19 protein-coding genes are annotated in these 17299 nt (G+C 71.0%); 11 read left to right on the top strand and 8 right to left on the bottom strand.

The features are described 5' to 3' along the window. Nucleotides 1-16: 16 nt before the first annotated feature. A complete protein-coding gene (locus OG289_RS07770; protein WP_057580803.1) occupies nt 17-253 on the top strand; it encodes a DUF6213 family protein in 237 nt (78 codons plus the stop codon). 169 nt (nt 254-422) lie between these two features. On the opposite strand, the gene OG289_RS07775 is transcribed toward OG289_RS07770, so the two are convergent. Continuing rightward, the gene (locus OG289_RS07775) at nt 423-1649 is read right to left on the bottom strand and encodes an acyl-CoA dehydrogenase family protein (protein WP_327313266.1); all 1227 of its coding nucleotides are present in this window, start codon (nt 1647-1649) and stop codon (nt 423-425) included. Between the two features lie 178 nt (nt 1650-1827). On the opposite strand from OG289_RS07775, the gene OG289_RS07780 reads away from it, so the two are divergent. Continuing rightward, nucleotides 1828-2469, top strand: a complete 642-nt coding sequence (locus OG289_RS07780) for a TetR family transcriptional regulator (protein ID WP_327313267.1) — start codon at nt 1828-1830, stop codon at nt 2467-2469. 82 nt (nt 2470-2551) lie between these two features. Here the strand turns inward: OG289_RS07780 and def are convergent, their stop codons facing one another. Then, complete coding sequence (gene def, locus OG289_RS07785) at nt 2552-3106, bottom strand: peptide deformylase (RefSeq protein WP_327313268.1); 555 nt, start codon at nt 3104-3106, stop codon at nt 2552-2554. Nucleotides 3107-3264: 158 nt separating this feature from the next. Between def and OG289_RS07790 the strand changes: the two genes are divergently transcribed. The 4 genes from OG289_RS07790 to OG289_RS07805 all read left to right on the top strand — a co-directional run bounded on the left by OG289_RS07790 (nt 3265) and on the right by OG289_RS07805 (nt 8129). After that, entirely contained in the window at nt 3265-4503 is a 1239-nt protein-coding gene (locus OG289_RS07790) for a MurT ligase domain-containing protein (RefSeq protein WP_327313269.1), read from the top strand. A gap of 17 nt (nt 4504-4520) precedes the next feature. Then, nucleotides 4521-5249: a type 1 glutamine amidotransferase gene (locus tag OG289_RS07795; protein ID WP_327313270.1), complete on the top strand. Its 729-nt coding sequence runs from the start codon at nt 4521-4523 to the stop codon at nt 5247-5249. A 190-nt stretch (nt 5250-5439) separates the two neighbouring features. Next, nucleotides 5440-6465 (top strand): 6-phosphofructokinase, encoded by a 1026-nt coding sequence (locus tag OG289_RS07800; RefSeq protein WP_327313271.1) that lies wholly within the window; start codon nt 5440-5442, stop codon nt 6463-6465. Between the two features lie 230 nt (nt 6466-6695). Then, on the top strand, nt 6696-8129 hold the full coding sequence (locus OG289_RS07805; protein ID WP_327313272.1) for a hypothetical protein: 1434 nt from the start codon (nt 6696-6698) through the stop codon (nt 8127-8129). A 27-nt stretch (nt 8130-8156) separates the two neighbouring features. Here OG289_RS07805 and OG289_RS07810 read toward each other — a convergent pair whose 3' ends face one another. Both OG289_RS07810 and OG289_RS07815 read right to left on the bottom strand, forming a co-directional pair. Continuing rightward, on the bottom strand, nt 8157-8411 hold the full coding sequence (locus tag OG289_RS07810; protein ID WP_327313273.1) for a hypothetical protein: 255 nt from the start codon (nt 8409-8411) through the stop codon (nt 8157-8159). Nucleotides 8412-8421: 10 nt separating this feature from the next. After that, nucleotides 8422-9060, bottom strand: a complete 639-nt coding sequence (locus OG289_RS07815) for an HAD family hydrolase (protein WP_327313274.1) — start codon at nt 9058-9060, stop codon at nt 8422-8424. A gap of 175 nt (nt 9061-9235) precedes the next feature. On the opposite strand from OG289_RS07815, the gene OG289_RS07820 reads away from it, so the two are divergent. Further along, nucleotides 9236-10186 carry a cytochrome c oxidase assembly protein gene (locus OG289_RS07820; protein WP_327313275.1) on the top strand — a complete coding sequence of 317 codons (951 nt, stop codon included), beginning with the start codon at nt 9236-9238 and terminating at the stop codon, nt 10184-10186. Between the two features lie 59 nt (nt 10187-10245). Beyond that, complete coding sequence (locus OG289_RS07825) at nt 10246-10416, top strand: hypothetical protein (protein ID WP_327313276.1); 171 nt, start codon at nt 10246-10248, stop codon at nt 10414-10416. Here the strand turns inward: OG289_RS07825 and OG289_RS07830 are convergent, their stop codons facing one another. Genes OG289_RS07830 through OG289_RS07845 form a run of 4 tightly spaced genes read right to left on the bottom strand, consistent with a single transcriptional unit; the run spans nt 10417 to nt 14477 of the window. Further along, nucleotides 10417-11622, bottom strand: a complete 1206-nt coding sequence (locus OG289_RS07830; RefSeq protein WP_327313277.1) for a sensor histidine kinase — start codon at nt 11620-11622, stop codon at nt 10417-10419. It lies immediately after the preceding gene. Continuing rightward, the gene (locus tag OG289_RS07835) at nt 11619-13349 is read right to left on the bottom strand and encodes a sodium/solute symporter (protein WP_327313278.1); all 1731 of its coding nucleotides are present in this window, start codon (nt 13347-13349) and stop codon (nt 11619-11621) included. The genes OG289_RS07830 and OG289_RS07835 overlap by 4 nt, the downstream gene beginning before the upstream one ends. Before the next feature lie 13 nt (nt 13350-13362). Further along, nucleotides 13363-13725 (bottom strand): hypothetical protein, encoded by a 363-nt coding sequence (locus tag OG289_RS07840; RefSeq protein WP_327313279.1) that lies wholly within the window; start codon nt 13723-13725, stop codon nt 13363-13365. Between the two features lie 2 nt (nt 13726-13727). Further along, the gene (locus tag OG289_RS07845) at nt 13728-14477 is read right to left on the bottom strand and encodes a LytR/AlgR family response regulator transcription factor (RefSeq protein WP_327313280.1); all 750 of its coding nucleotides are present in this window, start codon (nt 14475-14477) and stop codon (nt 13728-13730) included. A gap of 78 nt (nt 14478-14555) precedes the next feature. On the opposite strand from OG289_RS07845, the gene OG289_RS07850 reads away from it, so the two are divergent. From OG289_RS07850 to rocD, 3 genes are all read left to right on the top strand, one after another. Beyond that, nucleotides 14556-15041, top strand: coding sequence for an Lrp/AsnC family transcriptional regulator (locus OG289_RS07850; RefSeq protein ID WP_327313281.1), 486 nt, complete (start codon nt 14556-14558; stop codon nt 15039-15041). A gap of 179 nt (nt 15042-15220) precedes the next feature. After that, nucleotides 15221-16042: a dimethylargininase gene (gene ddaH / locus OG289_RS07855; RefSeq protein WP_327320615.1), complete on the top strand. Its 822-nt coding sequence runs from the start codon at nt 15221-15223 to the stop codon at nt 16040-16042. Continuing rightward, complete coding sequence (gene rocD / locus OG289_RS07860) at nt 16039-17292, top strand: ornithine--oxo-acid transaminase (RefSeq protein WP_327313282.1); 1254 nt, start codon at nt 16039-16041, stop codon at nt 17290-17292. The genes ddaH and rocD overlap by 4 nt, the downstream gene beginning before the upstream one ends. The last annotated feature ends 7 nt before the right edge of the window (nt 17293-17299 follow it).

Raw genomic sequence — 17299 nt, forward strand, 5'->3', positions numbered from 1 at the left:
GGCTACGATCCCGGGTGTGAACCGCGAAGTGACTCTGCCTCTGATCGTCGATGACCGCGGGACCTTGCAGGTGGCTGCGGCCGACGTGAGCAAGCTGCTCCGCACGTTGGGTGGCCGGTGGCTGCATCTTGTCGAGGCTGGGGCCGAGGGGCTCGACGAGGACACCGTTGCCGCGTTGACGATCGAGCTCGCGAAGCTCGCCGATCGGATCGACGTGGCGTGCATTGCTCACAGCAGCGGGGGCGCCCCGTAGGGGTGCCGTCCCGTCACGGTTGAGCGGCATCAGGGCGCGTCACTTCACACTGCCCGCGAAGACGGCCGTCTCGGAGTCGAGGCCGGGAGCCACCTCGATCTCCTCGTCGCCGTAGGCGCGGGCCCCCGGGAATCCACCCGGGGGCCGTGCCGCGTCGACCTGCGGTGCTCTAGCGGATCGGCATCCCCGACAGCGTGCGGGCGATCACCAGGCGCTGGATCTCGCTCGTGCCCTCGAAGATCGTATATATGGCCGCGTCGCGGTGCATCCGCTCCACCGGGTACTCCCGGGTGTAGCCGTTGCCGCCGAGGATCTGGATCGCCTGCGCGGTGACCTTCTTCGCGGTCTCGCTGGCGTACAGCTTCGACATCGAGCCCTCGGCGGCGGTGAACGGCTTCCCGCTGACCGCCATCCAGGACGCGCGCCACACCAGCAGCCGCGCGGCGTCGATCTGCGTGCGCATGTCCGCCAGCTGGAAGGCGACGCCCTGGTTGTCGATGATCGGGCGGCCGAACTGCTCACGCGTCATCGCGTAGTCGAGGGCCACCTCGTACGCGGCGCGGGCCGTACCGACGGCCATCGCGCCGACGGCGGGGCGCGAGGCTTCGAACGTCGCCATCGCCGCGTTCTTCACCCGCTCGCCGCCCGACTTCGCCCGCTCGCGCGCCCGCGCCAGCCGCTCGTCCAGCTTCTCCTTGCCGCCGAGGAGGCAGGAGCCGGGGACGCGCACGTTGTCGAGGATCACCTCGGCGGTGTGCGAGGCGCGGATGCCGTGCTTCTTGAACTTCTGTCCCTGGGCGAGCCCGGGGGTGCCCGCCGGGACGATGAAGGAGGCGTGGCCCTTGGAACCGAGCTCGGCGTCCACGACCGCGACGACCACGTGGACGTTGGCGATGCCCCCGTTGGTCGCCCAGGTCTTCGTGCCGTTGATCACCCACTCGTCCTTGGCCTCGTCGTACACGGCACGGGTACGCATCGAGGCGACGTCCGAGCCGGCGTCGGGCTCGGAGGAGCAGAAGGCGGCCACCTTCACGTCGCCTGCGTCGCCGTACATCTGCGGGATCCAGGTGCCGATCTGCTCCTCGGTCCCGTTGGCGAGTACGCCCACGGCGGCGAGGCCGGTGCCGACGATCGACAGGGCGATGCCCGCGTCGCCCCAGAACAGTTCCTCCATGGCCATCGGGATGCCGAGGCCGGTGGGGTCGAAGTACTGCTGGGCGTAGAAGTCGAGGGAGTAGATGCCGACCTTCGCGGCCTCCTGGATGACCGGCCAGGGAGTCTCCTCACGCTCATCCCATTCGGCGGCCGCGGGGCGGATGACGTCGGCCGCGAAGCCGTGCAGCCAGTCCCGGACCTCCTTCTGTTCGTCGTTGAGCTCCATGGTGAACTCGGCCATGTCCCCTCCAGCTGCGGAACGTGCGTGTTACTAGCGGTAACCAGAGTCTGTTACCGCTCGGTAGGGAAAGTCAACTCCCGATGACAGGGCCGGAGCCCGCCAGCCCGTTCGATGTCAAGCTGCTGTCGGGTGTTAGTTTGCGCAGGCGTCACGGAATCAGCACGGGTGGGGAGAGCACATGGACACCACGCAGCGGACCGAGCAGCAACGGTCCGCCGACCGCCGACGGCGCGAGCTGCTGGAGGCCGCCGACCGGGTGGTGCTGCGCGACGGGCCGCAGGCCTCGATGAACGCCATCGCGGCGGAGGCGGGCATCACGAAGCCGATCCTCTATCGCCACTTCGGTGACAAGGGCGGGTTGTACGCCGCCCTCGCCAAGCGGCACACCGATGCGCTGCTGGACTCGCTGCGGGCGGCGCTGGACGCTCCCGCCGAGCGTCGGGAACGGGTCGAGGCGACCCTCGACACCTACCTTGCCGCCATCGAGGCCCGGCCTCAGGTGTACCGGTTTCTGATGCATCCGGCCGAGGGGTCCCCCGGGGAGCAGGGCTTCGATGTCGGCAAGCATTCGGCTCCGCTGCTTCGTCGGATGGGCGAGGAGCTGGCTCAGGTCATCGGGGACCGGCTGGATCTCGGGCCCGGGAGTCAGCAGCTTGCCCGTGTGTGGGGGCATGGGATCGTCGGGATGATGCACGCGGCCGGTGACTGGTGGCTGGGCGAGCGGCCTTGTTCCCGGGCCGAGCTGGTGCGGAGTCTGGCTGATTTGTTGTGGGGTCGCCTTGCGGCGGCCGGGGACAAGATCGGCGGTCCTGGGTTCTGACGGTTGCGTGGCGGGTGCGGGTTCGCTGCGGCCGGTCGCGCCACCGCGGCGGAGCCGCACACCGACACGGCCCCGCGCCCCTTCAGGCAGGACCACTCCCCCGGGACCAGGAAGTGCGGGCTGCTTGGCGCATCAGCCTCGCCTTGCGCCAGCCCCTCACTCGGTCCGCGTAGACCGTCCCCTCCAGATGGTCGGCCTCGTGCTGCAAGCATCTGGCAAAGAATCCCGTGCCGTGCACGGTGATCGGCTCGCCCGTCACCGTGAAACCCTCGACCACCGCGTGGTCGTAGCGTTCCGTTCCGGCCTCCAGGCCCGGCAGGGACAGGCAGCCCTCCGGGCCCCGCAGCTCGATGCCGTCCGCCTCGACCAGTCTCGGGTTCACGATGTGGCCCAGGTGGCGGACGTCCTCGTCGTCGGGGCAGTCGTAGACGAAGACCCGCAGCGGCTCGCCGACCTGGTTGGCGGCGAGGCCCACTCCCCGGGCCGCGTACATCGTGGCGAACATGTCCTCGACGAGGCGGGCGAGTTCGGGGCCGAAGTCGGTGACGTCCTCGCAACGGGCGTGCAGGACAGGGTCGCCGAGCAGGGTGAGGGGCCGGACGCGCCCGTGGGCGCCCGGGATGGAGCCGTGTCGCATGGCGGCAAGGGTACGGTCCTTTCTGACACGCGCATGCCGTCCACGGTCGTGACGCGGTCCCGGGATTCGGGAGTGCGAATGGATCTCGATAGGCTGACCACCTACCACGTTGCCGTACGGCAGAGGCGCGGCGCGTACGCAAGGAGGATCGAGAACTGATGGCAGGCAACTCGGACCCGCTCACGCCGCGGGCCAAGATCGCCGTGACCGCGGGCAAGGCGGTCGCGGCGGCATCGCGCGCTGCGGGGCGCGGCAGCGGTTCGGTGATCGGCGGCCGGGTGGCGCTCAAACTCGACCCCGACCTCCTCGCCCGGCTCGCCCAGAACCTGGACGTCGTCCTCGTGTCGGCGACCAACGGCAAGACCACCACCACACGGCTGATCGCCGAGGCGCTGCGTGCGGCCGGGCCGGTCGTGTCCAACGCGCTCGGCGCCAACATGCCGGCCGGCATCACCTCGGCCCTCGCGGGCGGCTCCGACGCCCGCTACGGCGTGATCGAGGTCGACGAGAAGTACCTCGCGGGCGTGGCCCGGGACACCGCCCCCAAGTGCATCGCGCTGCTCAACCTCTCCCGCGACCAGCTGGACCGCGCCGCCGAGACCCGCATGCTCGCGGAGAACTGGCGTGAGGGGCTTGCCGGTTCCAAGGCCGTCGTCGTCGCGAACGCCGACGACCCGCTGGTGGTGTGGGCGGCCTCCTCCTCCCCCAACGTGATCTGGGTCGCGGCCGGTCAGATGTGGAAGGACGACGCCTGGTCGTGCCCGTCCTGCGGTGGCGTCATGCAGCGGCCGGGCGACGACTGGTTCTGCGGTGAGTGCGGGTTCCGGCGGCCCACGCCGAGCTGGGCGCTGTCCGGGGACCATGTGCTCGATCCGCACGGGTCCGCCTGGCCGATCCACCTCCAGCTGCCGGGGCGCGCCAACAAGGCCAACGCCGCCTCCTCGGCCGCCGTGGCCGCCGTCTTCGGGGTGCCGCCGCAGGTGGCGCTGGAGCGGATGTATCAGGTGCAGGCCGTCGCCGGGCGTTACGACGTCGTCCAGTTCCAGGGTCGTGACCTGCGGCTGCTGCTCGCGAAGAACCCGGCGGGCTGGCTCGAGACGTTCAGCCTGATCGATCCGCCGCCGACCCCGGTCATCCTCTCGGTGAACGCGCGCGGCGCCGACGGCACCGACACCTCCTGGCTGTGGGACGTCGACTACACGCGGCTGACCGGCCACCCGATCTTCGTCGTCGGTGACCGCAAGCTGGACCTCGCGGTGCGTCTCGAGGTCGCGAACCAGCACTTCCAGGTGTGCGAGAACCTCGACCAGGCCGTGCAGTCGGCGCCGCCGGGCCGGATCGAGGTCATCGCGAACTACACCGCGTTCCAGGACCTGCGCCGCCGCGTCGGCAACTGACCCCGAAGGACGACTCCATGAGCGACAACCAACTGCGACTGGTGTGGATCTACCCGGACCTGCTGAGCACCTACGGCGACCAGGGCAACGCCCTCGTCGTCGAGCGCCGGGCGCGGCAGCGCGGGCTCGACGTGGCGCGGCTCGACGTGCGCAGCGACCAGCCGATCCCGACCTCCGGCGACATCTACCTCATCGGTGGCGGCGAGGACCGGCCGCAGCGGCTCGCTGCGGAGCGGCTGCGCCGGGACGCACACCTGTACCAGGCGGTGAACAACGGCGCGATCGTGTTCGCGGTCTGCGCCGGCTACCAGATCCTGGGCCACGAGTTCGTCAACGACCTCGGGCAGCGCGAGCCCGGTCTGGGCCTGCTGGACGTGACGACGACGCGCGGCGAGGGCGAGCGGTGCGTCGGCGACGTCCTCGGGGACATCGACCCGCGGCTCGGTCTGCCGCCGCTGACCGGCTTCGAGAACCACCAGGGCATCACCCACCTCGGCCCGACCGCCCGCCCCCTGGCCCGGGTTCAGCTCGGCAGGGGCAACGGCACCGGCGACGGTACGGAGGGCGCGTACAACGACACCGTGTTCGGTACGTACATGCACGGCCCGGTGCTGGCGCGCAACCCGCTGATCGCGGACCTGCTGCTGAAGCTGGCGCTCGACGTGAACGCGCTGCCGCCGATCGACGACCGCTGGTACGAGGCCCTTCGCAACGAGCGCATCACGGCTGCGCAGCAGCCCGCCTGATCTGGACGTTCACCTGATTTTCAGTGCGCCGTCAGCAGCCCGTCTGACGGCGCGTCCGCACAGGTGAGCAGGCACGTCCAGCAGGCGGACGCGTGCTACGGCCCCGCCCCCTCCTGCCGCTAGGGTGGCGGGGATTCGAGCCGGACAGTGTGGTCCGGACCCGGCCCACGTGGAGAAGGTTGTTCGGGCTATGCGCATTGGTGTCCTCACGTCCGGCGGCGACTGCCCCGGCCTGAACGCCGTCATCCGGTCCGTCGTGCACCGTGCCGTCGCCGACCACGGCGACGAGGTCATCGGCTTCCGGGACGGCTGGAAGGGCCTCCTGGAGTGCGACTACCTCAAGCTCGACCTCGACGCGGTGGGCGGCATCCTCGCTCGCGGCGGCACGATCCTCGGCTCCTCCCGGGTCCAGCCCTCGCACCTGCGAGACGGTGTGGAGCGGGCCCGCGGCCATGTCGCGGAGCTCGGTCTCGACGCGATCATCCCGATCGGCGGTGAGGGCACGCTCAAGGCGGCCCGGCTGATGTCGGACAGCGGCCTGCCCATCGTGGGCGTGCCGAAGACCATCGACAACGACATCGCCGTCACCGACGTCACCTTCGGGTTCGACACAGCCGTCGGCGTGGCCACCGAGGCCCTCGACCGGCTGAAGACCACCGCCGAGTCCCATCAGCGGGTGCTGGTCGTCGAGGTCATGGGGCGGCACACCGGCTGGATAGCGCTGCACTCCGGCATGGCCGCCGGCGCCCACGCCATCGTCGTACCGGAACGGCCCTTCGACATCGAGGAGCTGGCCCGCAGGGTCGGCGAGCGGTTCGAGGCGGGCAAGCGGTTCGCGATCGTCGTCGCCGCGGAGGGGGCCAAGCCCGCGCCCGGGAGCATGGCCTTCGACGAGGGCGCCAAGGACATCTACGGGCATGAGCGGTTCGCGGGGATCGCCCGGCAGTTGTCGATCGAGCTGGAGTCGCGGCTCGGGAAGGAAGCGCGGCCGGTCATCCTCGGGCATGTGCAGCGGGGTGGCACGCCGACCGCGTACGACCGGGTGCTCGCCACGCGGTTCGGGTGGCACGCGGTGGAGGCCGTGCACCGGGGCGAGTTCGCCAAGATGACCGCTCTTCGGGGCACCGACATCGTGATGGTGCCCCTGGCGGAGGCGGTCGAGACGCTGAAGACCGTTCCGGAGGAGCGGTACGCGGAAGCCGAGTGCGTGCTGTAACCGTCCGACGCGCTCACCGTCACCTGACTGGCCGCCGACCCGTCACCGCTTCGGTGGTCCGTGCTCACTGGGCGCGGGCCACCTCGGGCGTCCCCGCCCGCTTCTGTTCCAATTGACACCCGGCTCCTGGGACCTCGTACTGAACACGAGGGCTGAACACGAGGGACCCCTGGTCAAGAGGGTCCCCGTCGTGCCCTCCCCCCCATCTCTCCCCCTCTCAGGGAGCCACCATGACGGTGCAGCAACAGCAAGTCACGATCCCGACGGTTCTGGTGTACGAGGGCGACCCCGGATTTTTTCCGCAGGTCAACACGCCCGTACCGCATCCCGTACCGCAGCTCGACACACAGCCCTTCCCGACGGCCATCGCGGGCAACGCGCCGCAGCCGGACGGTGCCGGGCCCGGTACCGAGGCCTTCCGCTACTGGGTGGCGGCGGACGCGCTCAGCAGGACCGGCCAGACCTGGGGTCCGCTGGTCCCGACCGGGACGCAGTGGCATCCGCAGGTCGGACGCGCCCTGACCGCGCACCTCGACGCGGGAGACGGCCTCAACGCTCGCTACGACCGTAGAGGGGTGTGGTTCTTCCGCCGCACGGTGGCGGGCGTCGCCGTCGCCACGTGCGAGAGCAGCGAGATCGTCGAGCACGAAACGGGGCACGCGGTCCTCGACGCCCTGCGCCCTCAGCTGTTCAACGCGGCGAGCGCGGAGGTGTCCGCCCTGCACGAGGCGTTCGGCGACATCAGCGCCCTGCTGAGCTCGCTTCGGCTGGAGTCGCTGCGGATCGCCGTACTGGCCGAGACCCAGGGCGACCTCGAACTGTCCTCGCGGGTCTCGAGGATGGCCGAGCAGCTGGGCTGGGCGATCCGCCAGAGCCATCCGGAGAGGGTCGAGCCGGACTGCCTGCGCAACATGGCGAACAGCTTCTTCTACCGCGACCCGGTGCTGCTGCCGCCGATCGGCCCCGCGAACACGCTCTCCAGCGAGCCGCACTACTTCTCCCGGGTGTTCAGCGGCGCGTTCCTGAAGATCGTCGCCGGGATCTTCCGGCAGCAGGACCTCCAGGACCAGGCCGGTCTGGCCCTGTCGGCAGAGATCGCGGGACAGCTCCTGGTGGACGCCGTCGTGGCCGCGCCCGTGGTGTCCGCCTACTACGCGCAGGTCGCGGGTCACATGATCGCCGCGGACCAGAGCCGCAACGGCGGCAGGTACGGTCAGTCCCTGCGCTCGGCGTTCATCCGGCACGGCATCCTCTCCCTGGAGGCCGCCACGTCCCTCACCGAGCCGGAGGTGACACGCCGGAACGCCGCGATCGCCGAGATGGCGCCCGGCGGTGGCGACGATCAGGGTCTGACAGCCGTGACGGTCCAGGGAGCGACGTACGGCGTCACCCAGCCCCTCACCCTCTCCGCCCCGGCACAGGAGCGACGCTTCGGCATCGCGGGCTCCGACCCCGCCGGCGGCTCACTGCGGCCCGCCGACCCCGAGCGGGTCGCCACGTCGTTCCTCGAGGACCTCTTCCGCCGCGGCCGGGTCGACGTGCCCGAGGAGCACCGCTCCGCCACGGCGTTCGTCGACGACAACCCCTCCCGGCTCAAGACCCACGAGATCTCGCGGAGCGCGACCGGCGAGGGCCTTGCCCTGGTCCGGCGGTGCTTCGACTGAGAAGCCGGTGACCCGAGGCGTCAGCGGTCAGTGCAGAAAGCGCAGACGACGGACGGAGAGCCGTCCGTCGTCCGCGCGCTTGATCACATGAGTCGTCCGAGGGGTCGGCTCCTCGCCCTCGAAGACGGCCTCGCCGCGCGCCAGCAGGTCGCTGATGAACTTCTCGATCGCCCGGCGCTCGGCGTCATCACGCTCCACGAAATCGTGCTCCACGGCATCGCGCTCACCGCTCTGTCCGGCCTCGCCGACACCCTTCGGACTTTCATCGTGATGTGCACCCATATGACGCACTTTATTCCGTTGTCGGGCCGTGCCGAACCGGGGAGGCCACCATGTCCTCCGCCGGCCCCCGTACGTCCACGGTGAAACCGGCGCGCTCCAGCGTTTCGACACCCCGCGCGGTCAGCATGGCGAGCACAAGCCGCTCGGAGACGACCTCGGCGGGAACGGCCTCGGTCTCGTCCATGGCCGCGGTCAACGAGGGCAGGTCCCCGCCGTCCCGCAACTCGATCCGCGCCCGGAGCACGGGACGGTTCTCCGTCGCCGCGAGGGCGAACACCGGGTGGGCCGCGGTACGCATCCCCGCCTCCCGTGCGAAGCCGCGCTCCTGGGCGTCCTCGCCCACGAAGACACAGTCCTCGGCCGCCGCTCCCCCGGTGCCGGCGACCGCCCGGTCGAAGATCCCGCGGCTGTCCTTCACTCCCCAGTGCACCAGGGCCGCGTCCGTGAAACGGCCCGGAAACGCCTCCGCCAGCGCCCGCGCCACGGCGGCCTCGGCCGCACCGGGGTTGGAGATGATGCCCTTGCGTACCTCGCTCAGGGCATCGAGCGCGGCGAGGACACGCGGCAGGGGCCGCAGTGTCAGCGAGCCGTCGGGTTCCGTGTGGGGATCCGCCAGGGTCGCCCCGATGTCGAAGAAGATGACAGACATGGCACAAGCCTCCCCGCGGTGAACGCTTCCGAGTCGGGACCGCCCGGGTGAAAGGGGCGCGGGCGGTGCGGAGCGGGACCCCCCGGCGGCCCCCGGTGCCGGAGGCCGCCGGGGCCTTCTCTACTCTTGTGGGCGGCAGGAAACGTACAACCCCCCACGAATCAGGAGCCGGCGGATGGATCACAGCGGGCACGGCATGACCATGGATCTGCCGCCGTTCACGCTGGGGCGGGGTCTTCAGTGGTCGGCGGACCCCTTCTTCCTCGTCGCCTGTCTGGTGGGGCTCGGACTGTACGGCTGGGGGGTCCTGCGGCTGCTGCGGCGCGGGGACGCCTGGCCGGTAGGGCGGACCGTCTCGTTCGTCGTCGGGGTGCTGACCATCGGGCTGGTGATGTGTACCCGGCTGAACGACTACGGGATGGTCATGTTCAGCGTGCACATGGTGCAGCACATGGTGATCAGCATGCTGTCGCCGATCCTGATCCTGCTCGGCGCCCCCATGACGCTGGCGCTGCGCGCCCTGCCGGCCGCCGGCCGGGGTCGCAAGGGGCCGCGTGAGCTGCTGCTGATGCTGCTGCACAGCCGCTACATGCGGATCATCACGCATCCCGCGTTCACCATTCCGATGTTCATCGCGAGTCTCTACGCGCTGTACTTCACGCCGCTGTTCGACTTCCTGATGGGCTCCAGGGCCGGGCACCTCGCGATGATGGTGCACTTCCTCGCCGTCGGTGTGGTGTTCTTCTGGCCGATCATCGGTGTCGATCCGGGTCCGAACCGGCCCGGTTATCTGATGCGGATGCTGGAGCTGTTCGCGGGCATGCCGTTCCACGCGTTCTTCGGCATCGCGTTGATGATGGCGTCGCAGCCGATGGTCGAGACGTTCGAGAACCCGACCGCCTCGCTCGGCATCGACGCGCTCTCCGACCAGAACGCGGCCGGCGGCATCGCCTGGGCGTTCAGCGAGGTCCCGTCCGTGCTGGTACTGATCGCCCTGCTGTTCCAGTGGTACGGCTCCGAGCAGCGGCAGGCCAGGCGCAAGGACCGGGCCGCCGACCGCGACGGGGACCAGGAGCTGGAGGCGTACAACGCCTATCTTGCGTCACTCGACGCACGCGGGCGCTGAACCCGGCACCATGGAGGGGGACACGCCCTGCCCAGGGCGGCCCTGAGGAGGGTGTCGCGATGGCCGGTACCACGGACAGTTCCACGAAGACCATGGGGGTGCTCACCGTCGGCGGGCTCGTCGTGGTGACCGCCTACACGGTGGCGCTCGGCAGCAACGGCTGGCTGTGGTTCGGCTGGGTCGTGCTCGGGCTGATCACGCTCGCCATGATCGTGACGAAGACCGGCTGATCACTCGGGGGTGAGCCGGGCCGCCGAGTGCACGCCCGGCTGGTACTTCGGGAGCCGGGCGGTGATCTTCATGCCCGCTCCGAGGGCGGTCTCGATGACCAGGCCGTGGTCGTCGCCGTAGACCTGGCGGAGCCGGTCGTCGACGTTGGACAGGCCGATGCCGCCGGACGGGCTCACCTCGCCGGCCAGGATGCGGCGCAGCGCGACCGGGTCCATGCCGGCGCCGTCGTCCTCGATGACGACCAGGGCCTCGGCGCCGGCGTCCTGCGCGGTGATCTGGATGTGGCATGTGCCGGCCTTGCCCTCCAGTCCGTGCTTGACGGCGTTCTCCACGAGCGGCTGGAGACAGAGGAAGGGCAGGGCCACCGGGAGGACCTCGGGGGCTATCTGGAGGGTGACCGCGAGGCGGTCGCCGAAGCGGGCCCGGACCAGGGCCAGGTAGTGGTCGATGGCGTGGAGTTCGTCGGCGAGGGTGGTGAAGTCGCCGTGCCTGCGGAACGAGTAGCGGGTGAAGTCGGCGAACTCCAGGAGCAGTTCGCGGGCGCGCTCGGGGTCGGTGCGGACGAAACTCGCGATCACCGCGAGGGAGTTGAAGATGAAGTGCGGGGAGATCTGGGCGCGCAGGGCCTTGATCTCGGCCTCGATCAGCTTGGTCCGGGACTGGTCGAGGTCCGCCAGCTCCAGTTGGACGCTCACCCAGCGGGCCACCTCGCCGGCCGCCCGGACCAGGACGGCGGACTCGCGGGGCGCGCAGGCCACCAGGGCGCCGTGCACCCGGTCGTCGACGGTGAGCGGGGCGACAACCGCCCAGCGGACGGGACAGTCGGCCTGCTCGCAGGTCAGGCGGAACGCCTCGCCCCGGCCGCTCTCCAGGGGACCGGTGAGCCGCTCCATGATCTCGGCGCGGTGATGTGAGCCGACTCCGTCCCAGGCCAGCACCTCCTTCTCGTCGGTCAGGCACAGGGCGTCCGTGCCGAGCAGGGTGCGCAGTGTGCGGGCCGATCTGCGCGCCGTCTCCTCCGTGAGGCCCGCCCGGAGCGGGGGTGCGGCGAGGGAGGCGGTGTGCAGGGTCTGGAAGGTTGCGTGCTCGACGGGGGTGCCCAGTCCGCCCAGGTTCTCCGGGCGGGCGGTGCGGCGGCCCAGCCAGAAGCCCGAGGCGAGGAAGGGGAGGATCGCGATGCAGACGCCCGCCAGGAAGCCGCTCATGCCTTCGCCTCCGCCGCCCTCAGTTCCTCCGTGCGCAGTTCCTCCGGTAGATGGAAGCGGGCCAGGATCGCCGCCGTGCCGGCCGGGACGCGGCCCGGGGTGGCCAGGGACACCAGGATCATGGTGAGGAAGCCGAGCGGTACGGACCACAGGGCGGGCCAGGCGAGCAGCGCGTGCAGGCCGCCCGTGCCGGGGAAGCCGGCCATGGTCGCGGCGACGGCGACGAACGCCGACCCGCCTCCCACCAGCATCCCGGCGGCCGCGCCGGGCGGGGTCAGCCGGCGCCACCAGATGCCGAGGACGAGGAGCGGGCAGAAGGAGGACGCCGACACCGCGAAGGCCAGCCCGACCGCGTCGGCCACCGGCAGCCCGCCCACCAGCAGGCTCGCGGCGAGCGGTACGGCCATGGCGAGCCCGGTACCGAGGCGGAAGTGCCGTACGCCGCGGGTCGGCAGGACGTCCTGCGCGAGCACGCCCGCCACGGCCATCGTCAGCCCGGATGCCGTGGACAGGAACGCCGCGAAGGCGCCTCCGGCGACCAGTGCGCCCAGCAGGTCGCCGCCGAGGCCGCCGATCACCCGGTCGGGCAGCAGCAGGACGGCCGCGTCGGCGTCGCCGCTGAGGGCGAGTTCGGGGGTGTAGAGGCGGCCCAGGGCACCGTAGACGGGCGGCAGGAGGTAGAAGGCGCCGATCAGGGCGAGGACGGCGACCGTGGTGCGGCGGGCGGCGACTCCGTGCGGGCTGGTGTAGAAGCGGACGACGACGTGCGGCAGGCCCATGGTGCCGAGGAAGGTCGCGAGGATCAGGCCGTACGTCGCGTACAGGGGGCGTTCCTCGCGGCCGGCGGCCAGGGAGGTGGACATGCCTCCGTTGCTTCCGCGTTCGGCGGTGGGGACGGCGGTGCCGGCGGCGAAGGTGAGGCGGGTGCCCCGCTCGATGTGGTGGGTGCCGGTGGGGAGGTGAAGTACGGCGCGCTCGTGCGGGTGGCCGTCGACCGTGCCGTCCACCGTCACGGTGAGGGGGCGGTCCAGCTTGAGGTCGAGGGTGGCGTCGACGCGGACGACCCGCTGGTCGCGGAAGGTGCCCGGTTCGTCGAAGGCGCTGCGGGGTGCGCCGTCGCCCTGCCAGGCGAGGATCAGGAAGAGCGCGGGGACGAGGAGGGCGGTGAGCTTGAGCCAGTACTGGAAGGCCTGCACGAAGGTGATGCTGCGCATGCCGCCCGCGGCGACGGTCGCGGTGACGACGACGGCGACGATCAGCCCGCCGAGCGAGTCGGGGGCGCCGGTGAGGACGGTCAGCGTCAGTCCCGCGCCCTGGAGTTGAGGCAGCAGGTAGAGCCAGCCCACGCCGACGACGAAGGCGCCGGCGAGCCGTCTGACCCCCTGGGAGGCGAGGCGGGCCTCGGCGAAGTCGGGCAGCGTGTAGGCGCCGGAGCGGCGCAGCGGGGCGGCGACGAAGAGCAGCAGGACCAGGTAGCCGGCGGTGTAGCCGACCGGGTACCAGAGCATGTCCGGGCCCTGGACGAGGACCAGCCCCGCGATGCCGAGGAAGGAGGCGGCGGAGAGGTACTCGCCGCTGATGGCGGCCGCGTTGAGGCGGGGGCCGACGGTACGGGAGGCGACGTAGAAGTCGGAGGTGGTCCGGGAGATGCGCAGCCCGAAGGCGCCGACGAGGACGGTGGCGACGACGACCAGGGCGACGGCGGGGACGGCGAACGTCGAGTTCATCGCTGCGCGGCCTTCACTTGTCCTCGACCAGCCGGACGAGGTCCCGCTCGTTGCGTTCGGCGCGGTGCACGTACCAGCGGGCGAGCAGGACGAGCGGGGCGTAGAGACAGAAGCCGAGGACCGCCCACTCCAGGCGGTGGGCGTGGGGCATCGCCGCGAAGAGGAGGGGCAGCGGGCCGACGAGGAGCATGAGGACGGCGAACACCGTGAGCGCGGCGCGGAGTTGGGAGCGCATGAGGGAGCGGACGTAGGTGTGGCCGAGGGTGGTCTGCTCGTCGATCTCGGTGCGCGGGCGGTAGTAGCCGGAGGCACGGAGGGTGCGGCGCGGCGGGCCGGTGACGACCACGCGCCGCTCGACGGGGTCCTGGTTGGGCACGGCTACGTCCTCCTCATCAGCAGGTCCCGCAGTTCGCGGGCGTGGCGGCGGCTGACCTGGAGTTCCTCGCCGCCGACCAGGACGCTCACCGTGCCCGCGTCCAGGCGGAGTTCGCCTATGTGGCGCAGGGCGACGAGGTGGCGGCGGTGGATGCGGACGAATCCGCGGGCGCGCCAGCGCTCCTCCAGGGTGGAGAGGGGGATGCGGACGAGGTGGCTGCCGCGGTCGGTGTGCAGTCGGGCGTAGTCGCCCTGGGCCTCGACGTGGGTGATGTCGTCGACGGCGACGAAGCGGGTGATGCCGCCGAGCTCGACGGGTATGTGGTCCGGGTCGGGCTCGTGCACGGGGATGCGTGGGGCGGCGCCGCGCAGTTCGGCGGCCCGGCGCACGGCCTCGGCGAGGCGTTCCTTGCGGACGGGTTTGAGGACGTAGTCGACGGCCTTGAGGTCGAAGGCCTGGACGGCGAAGTCCTCGTGGGCGGTGACGAAGACGACCAGCGGCGGCCGCGCGAAGCCGGTGAGCAGGCGGGCCAGGTCGAGGCCGTCGAGGCCGGGCATCTGGATGTCGAGGAAGACGACGTCGATGGCCTCGGGGCCTTCGGGGCCGGACTCCAGGGCGCGGTTGATGCGGCGCAGCGCCTCGGTCGCGTCGCCTGCGCCCTCCACACTGCCGATCCGGGGGTCGGCGGCGAGCAGGTACAGCAGCTCCTCCAGCGAGGGGCGTTCGTCGTCGACGGCGAGGGCGCGCAGCATGAACGTGGAGTGTAGGGGCGATCCGCACCGCTGGACATGTACCGGGGTGTGGACGTACGCGCTGGATACAGTGCCCGCATGAACAGCACGCCCGCCCCTTTCGACGATCTCGACCGGAAGATCATCACCGCTCTGATGGCGAACGCCAGGACGAGCTTCGCCGAGATCGGCACGGCGATCGGCCTGTCCTCGACGGCGGTCAAGCGCCGGGTCGACCGGCTGCGGGACACCGGGGTGATCACCGGGTTCACGGCGACCGTGCAGCCGTCGGCGCTGGGCTGGCGCACGGAGGCGTACGTGGAGGTGTACTGCGAGGGGGCCGCCCCGCCGAGGCGTCTCACGGAGGTGGTGCGCAACCACCCGGAGATCACCGCGGCGATGACGGTGACGGGTGGGGCTGACGCGCTGCTGCATGTACGGGCGCGGGACGTGGAGCACTTCGAGAACGTGCTGGAGCGCATCCGGGCCGAGCCGTTCATCCGGAAGACGATCAGCGTCATGGTGCTGTCCCATCTGCTGCCGGAGAGCCCGGAGGCGGGCGCGACCCAGCACGCACCCGACTGAACTCCCGAATAAACCTGCGAAGACGCAGCGAACCTGCGTCGGCCAGCCACACCACGCAGCATTCCTGCGCAGACACGCAATGCTTGTTCCTTGTCGTGCGTCCGGGTCAGTTCCTACCTTGGTGTCAACCCTCTGTAGACACCGCAGGAAAAGCGGAGGAACCCTCTGTGCCCGAGAGTGTGACCGACCACCGCGTGCAGCGCCCCCGGCGCTTCCTCGTCTGTGAACCCAGACACTTCGCCGTGCGGTACGCGATCAACCCCTGGATGCGTCCCGACACCCCCGTCGACGTCGACCTGGCCCAGGCCCAGTGGCAGACGCTGATCAGCGCCTATCGTGCCCACGGCCACACCGTGGACGTCGTGGAGCCGGCACCCGGCCTCCCCGACATGGTCTTCGCCGCGAACTCGGCGGTGGTCGTGGCGGGCCGTGTCTTCGGGGCCCTCTTCCACGCGCCGGAGCGGCGGCCCGAGTCCGTCCACTACGACACCTGGTTCAAGGCGGCAGGCTTCGACGTCCACCGCCCCGAGTCCGTCTGCGAGGGCGAGGGAGACCTGGTGTGGACGGGCCGGTACGTGCTGGCCGGCACCGGATTCCGCACGACCCGGGAGGCGCACCGGGAGGTGCAGGAGTTCTTCGGTCACCCGGTGATCAGCCTGACGCTGGTGGACCCGCACTTCTATCACCTGGACACGGCGTTGTTCGTCCTCGATGGCGGGCACGACGGAAACATCGCGTACTACCCGGAGGCGTTCTCGGCCGGCAGCCGCGAGGTGCTGGCCCGGCTGTATCCGGACGCGGTGCTCGCCACCCGCGACGACGCCATGGCACTGGGCCTGAACTCGGTCTCCGACGGCCGTCATGTCTTCATCGCCCCCCGGGCCGAGGCGCTCGCCTCCCGGCTCGCCGAGCGCGGCTATGTCCCCGTCCCCGTCGACCTCTCGGAGTTCCTGAAGGCCGGCGGTGGCATCAAGTGCTGCACACAGGAGATCCGTTCATGAGCGCACCCGTAGTCCCCGCGCCGTCCTCCGGTGCCGCCCCCGGGCGTACCTCCGCCGAGCTGATCCGCGCCGAGGAGCCCGTCCTCGCGCACAACTACCATCCGCTGCCCGTGGTCGTCGCGAGCGCCGAGGGCTCGTGGGTGCAGGACGTCGAGGGCCGCCGCTACCTCGACATGCTGGCCGGCTACTCGGCCCTCAACTTCGGTCACCGGCACCCTGCGTTGATCGAGGCGGCCCACCGCCAGCTGGACCGCCTCACACTCACCTCCCGCGCCTTCCACAACGACCGGCTCGCCGAGTTCGCCGAGCGGCTCGCGGAGTTGACCGGCCTGGACATGGTCCTGCCGATGAACACGGGCGCGGAGGCGGTCGAGTCCGGCATCAAGGTGGCCCGCAAATGGGCCTACGAGGTGAAGGGCGTCCCGGCCGACCGGGCCACGATCGTGGTCGCCGCCGACAACTTCCACGGCCGTACGACGACGATCGTGAGCTTCTCCACGGACGAGACGGCCCGGGCGGGCTTCGGCCCGTTCACACCGGGGTTCCGGATCGTCCCGTACAACGACCTGGCCGCGCTGGAGCGGGCCGTCGACGAGACCACGGCGGCGGTGCTGATCGAGCCGATCCAGGGCGAGGCGGGCGTCGTCATCCCCGACGACGGCTATCTGGCCGGGGTGCGGGAACTGACCAGGCGGGCCGACTGTCTCTTCGTCGCGGACGAGATCCAGTCCGGGCTCGGGCGCACCGGGCGGACGCTGGCCGTGGAGCACGAGGGTGTCGTCCCGGACGTCCTGCTGCTGGGCAAGGCGCTCGGCGGCGGGATCGTGCCGGTGTCGGCGGTGGTGGCGCGGCGTGAGGTGCTGTCGGTGCTGCGGCCGGGCGAGCACGGGTCGACGTTCGGCGGCAATCCGCTGGCCGCGGCGGTCGGCACGGCGGTGGTGAAGCTGCTGGAGACCGGCGAGTTCCAGCGCCGGGCGGCCGAACTGGGCGTCGTCCTGCGGGACGGTCTGACCGGGCTGGTCGGCAAGGGAGTCGTCGGGTTCCGGGCGCGGGGGCTGTGGGCGGGCGTCGACATCGACCCGGCGCTCGGCACGGGCCGCGAGGTGAGCGAGCGTCTGATGCGGGAGGGCGTCCTGGCCAAGGACACCCACGGCTCGACCGTCCGGCTGGCCCCACCGCTGACGATCACGGGCGAGGAACTCGTCTCGGCACTGAGCACGTTGGAGCGCGTCCTGACCCGGGGGGTGTGAGGAACCC

This window comes from Streptomyces sp. NBC_01235, assembly GCF_035989285.1.
GTDB lineage: Bacteria > Actinomycetota > Actinomycetes > Streptomycetales > Streptomycetaceae > Streptomyces.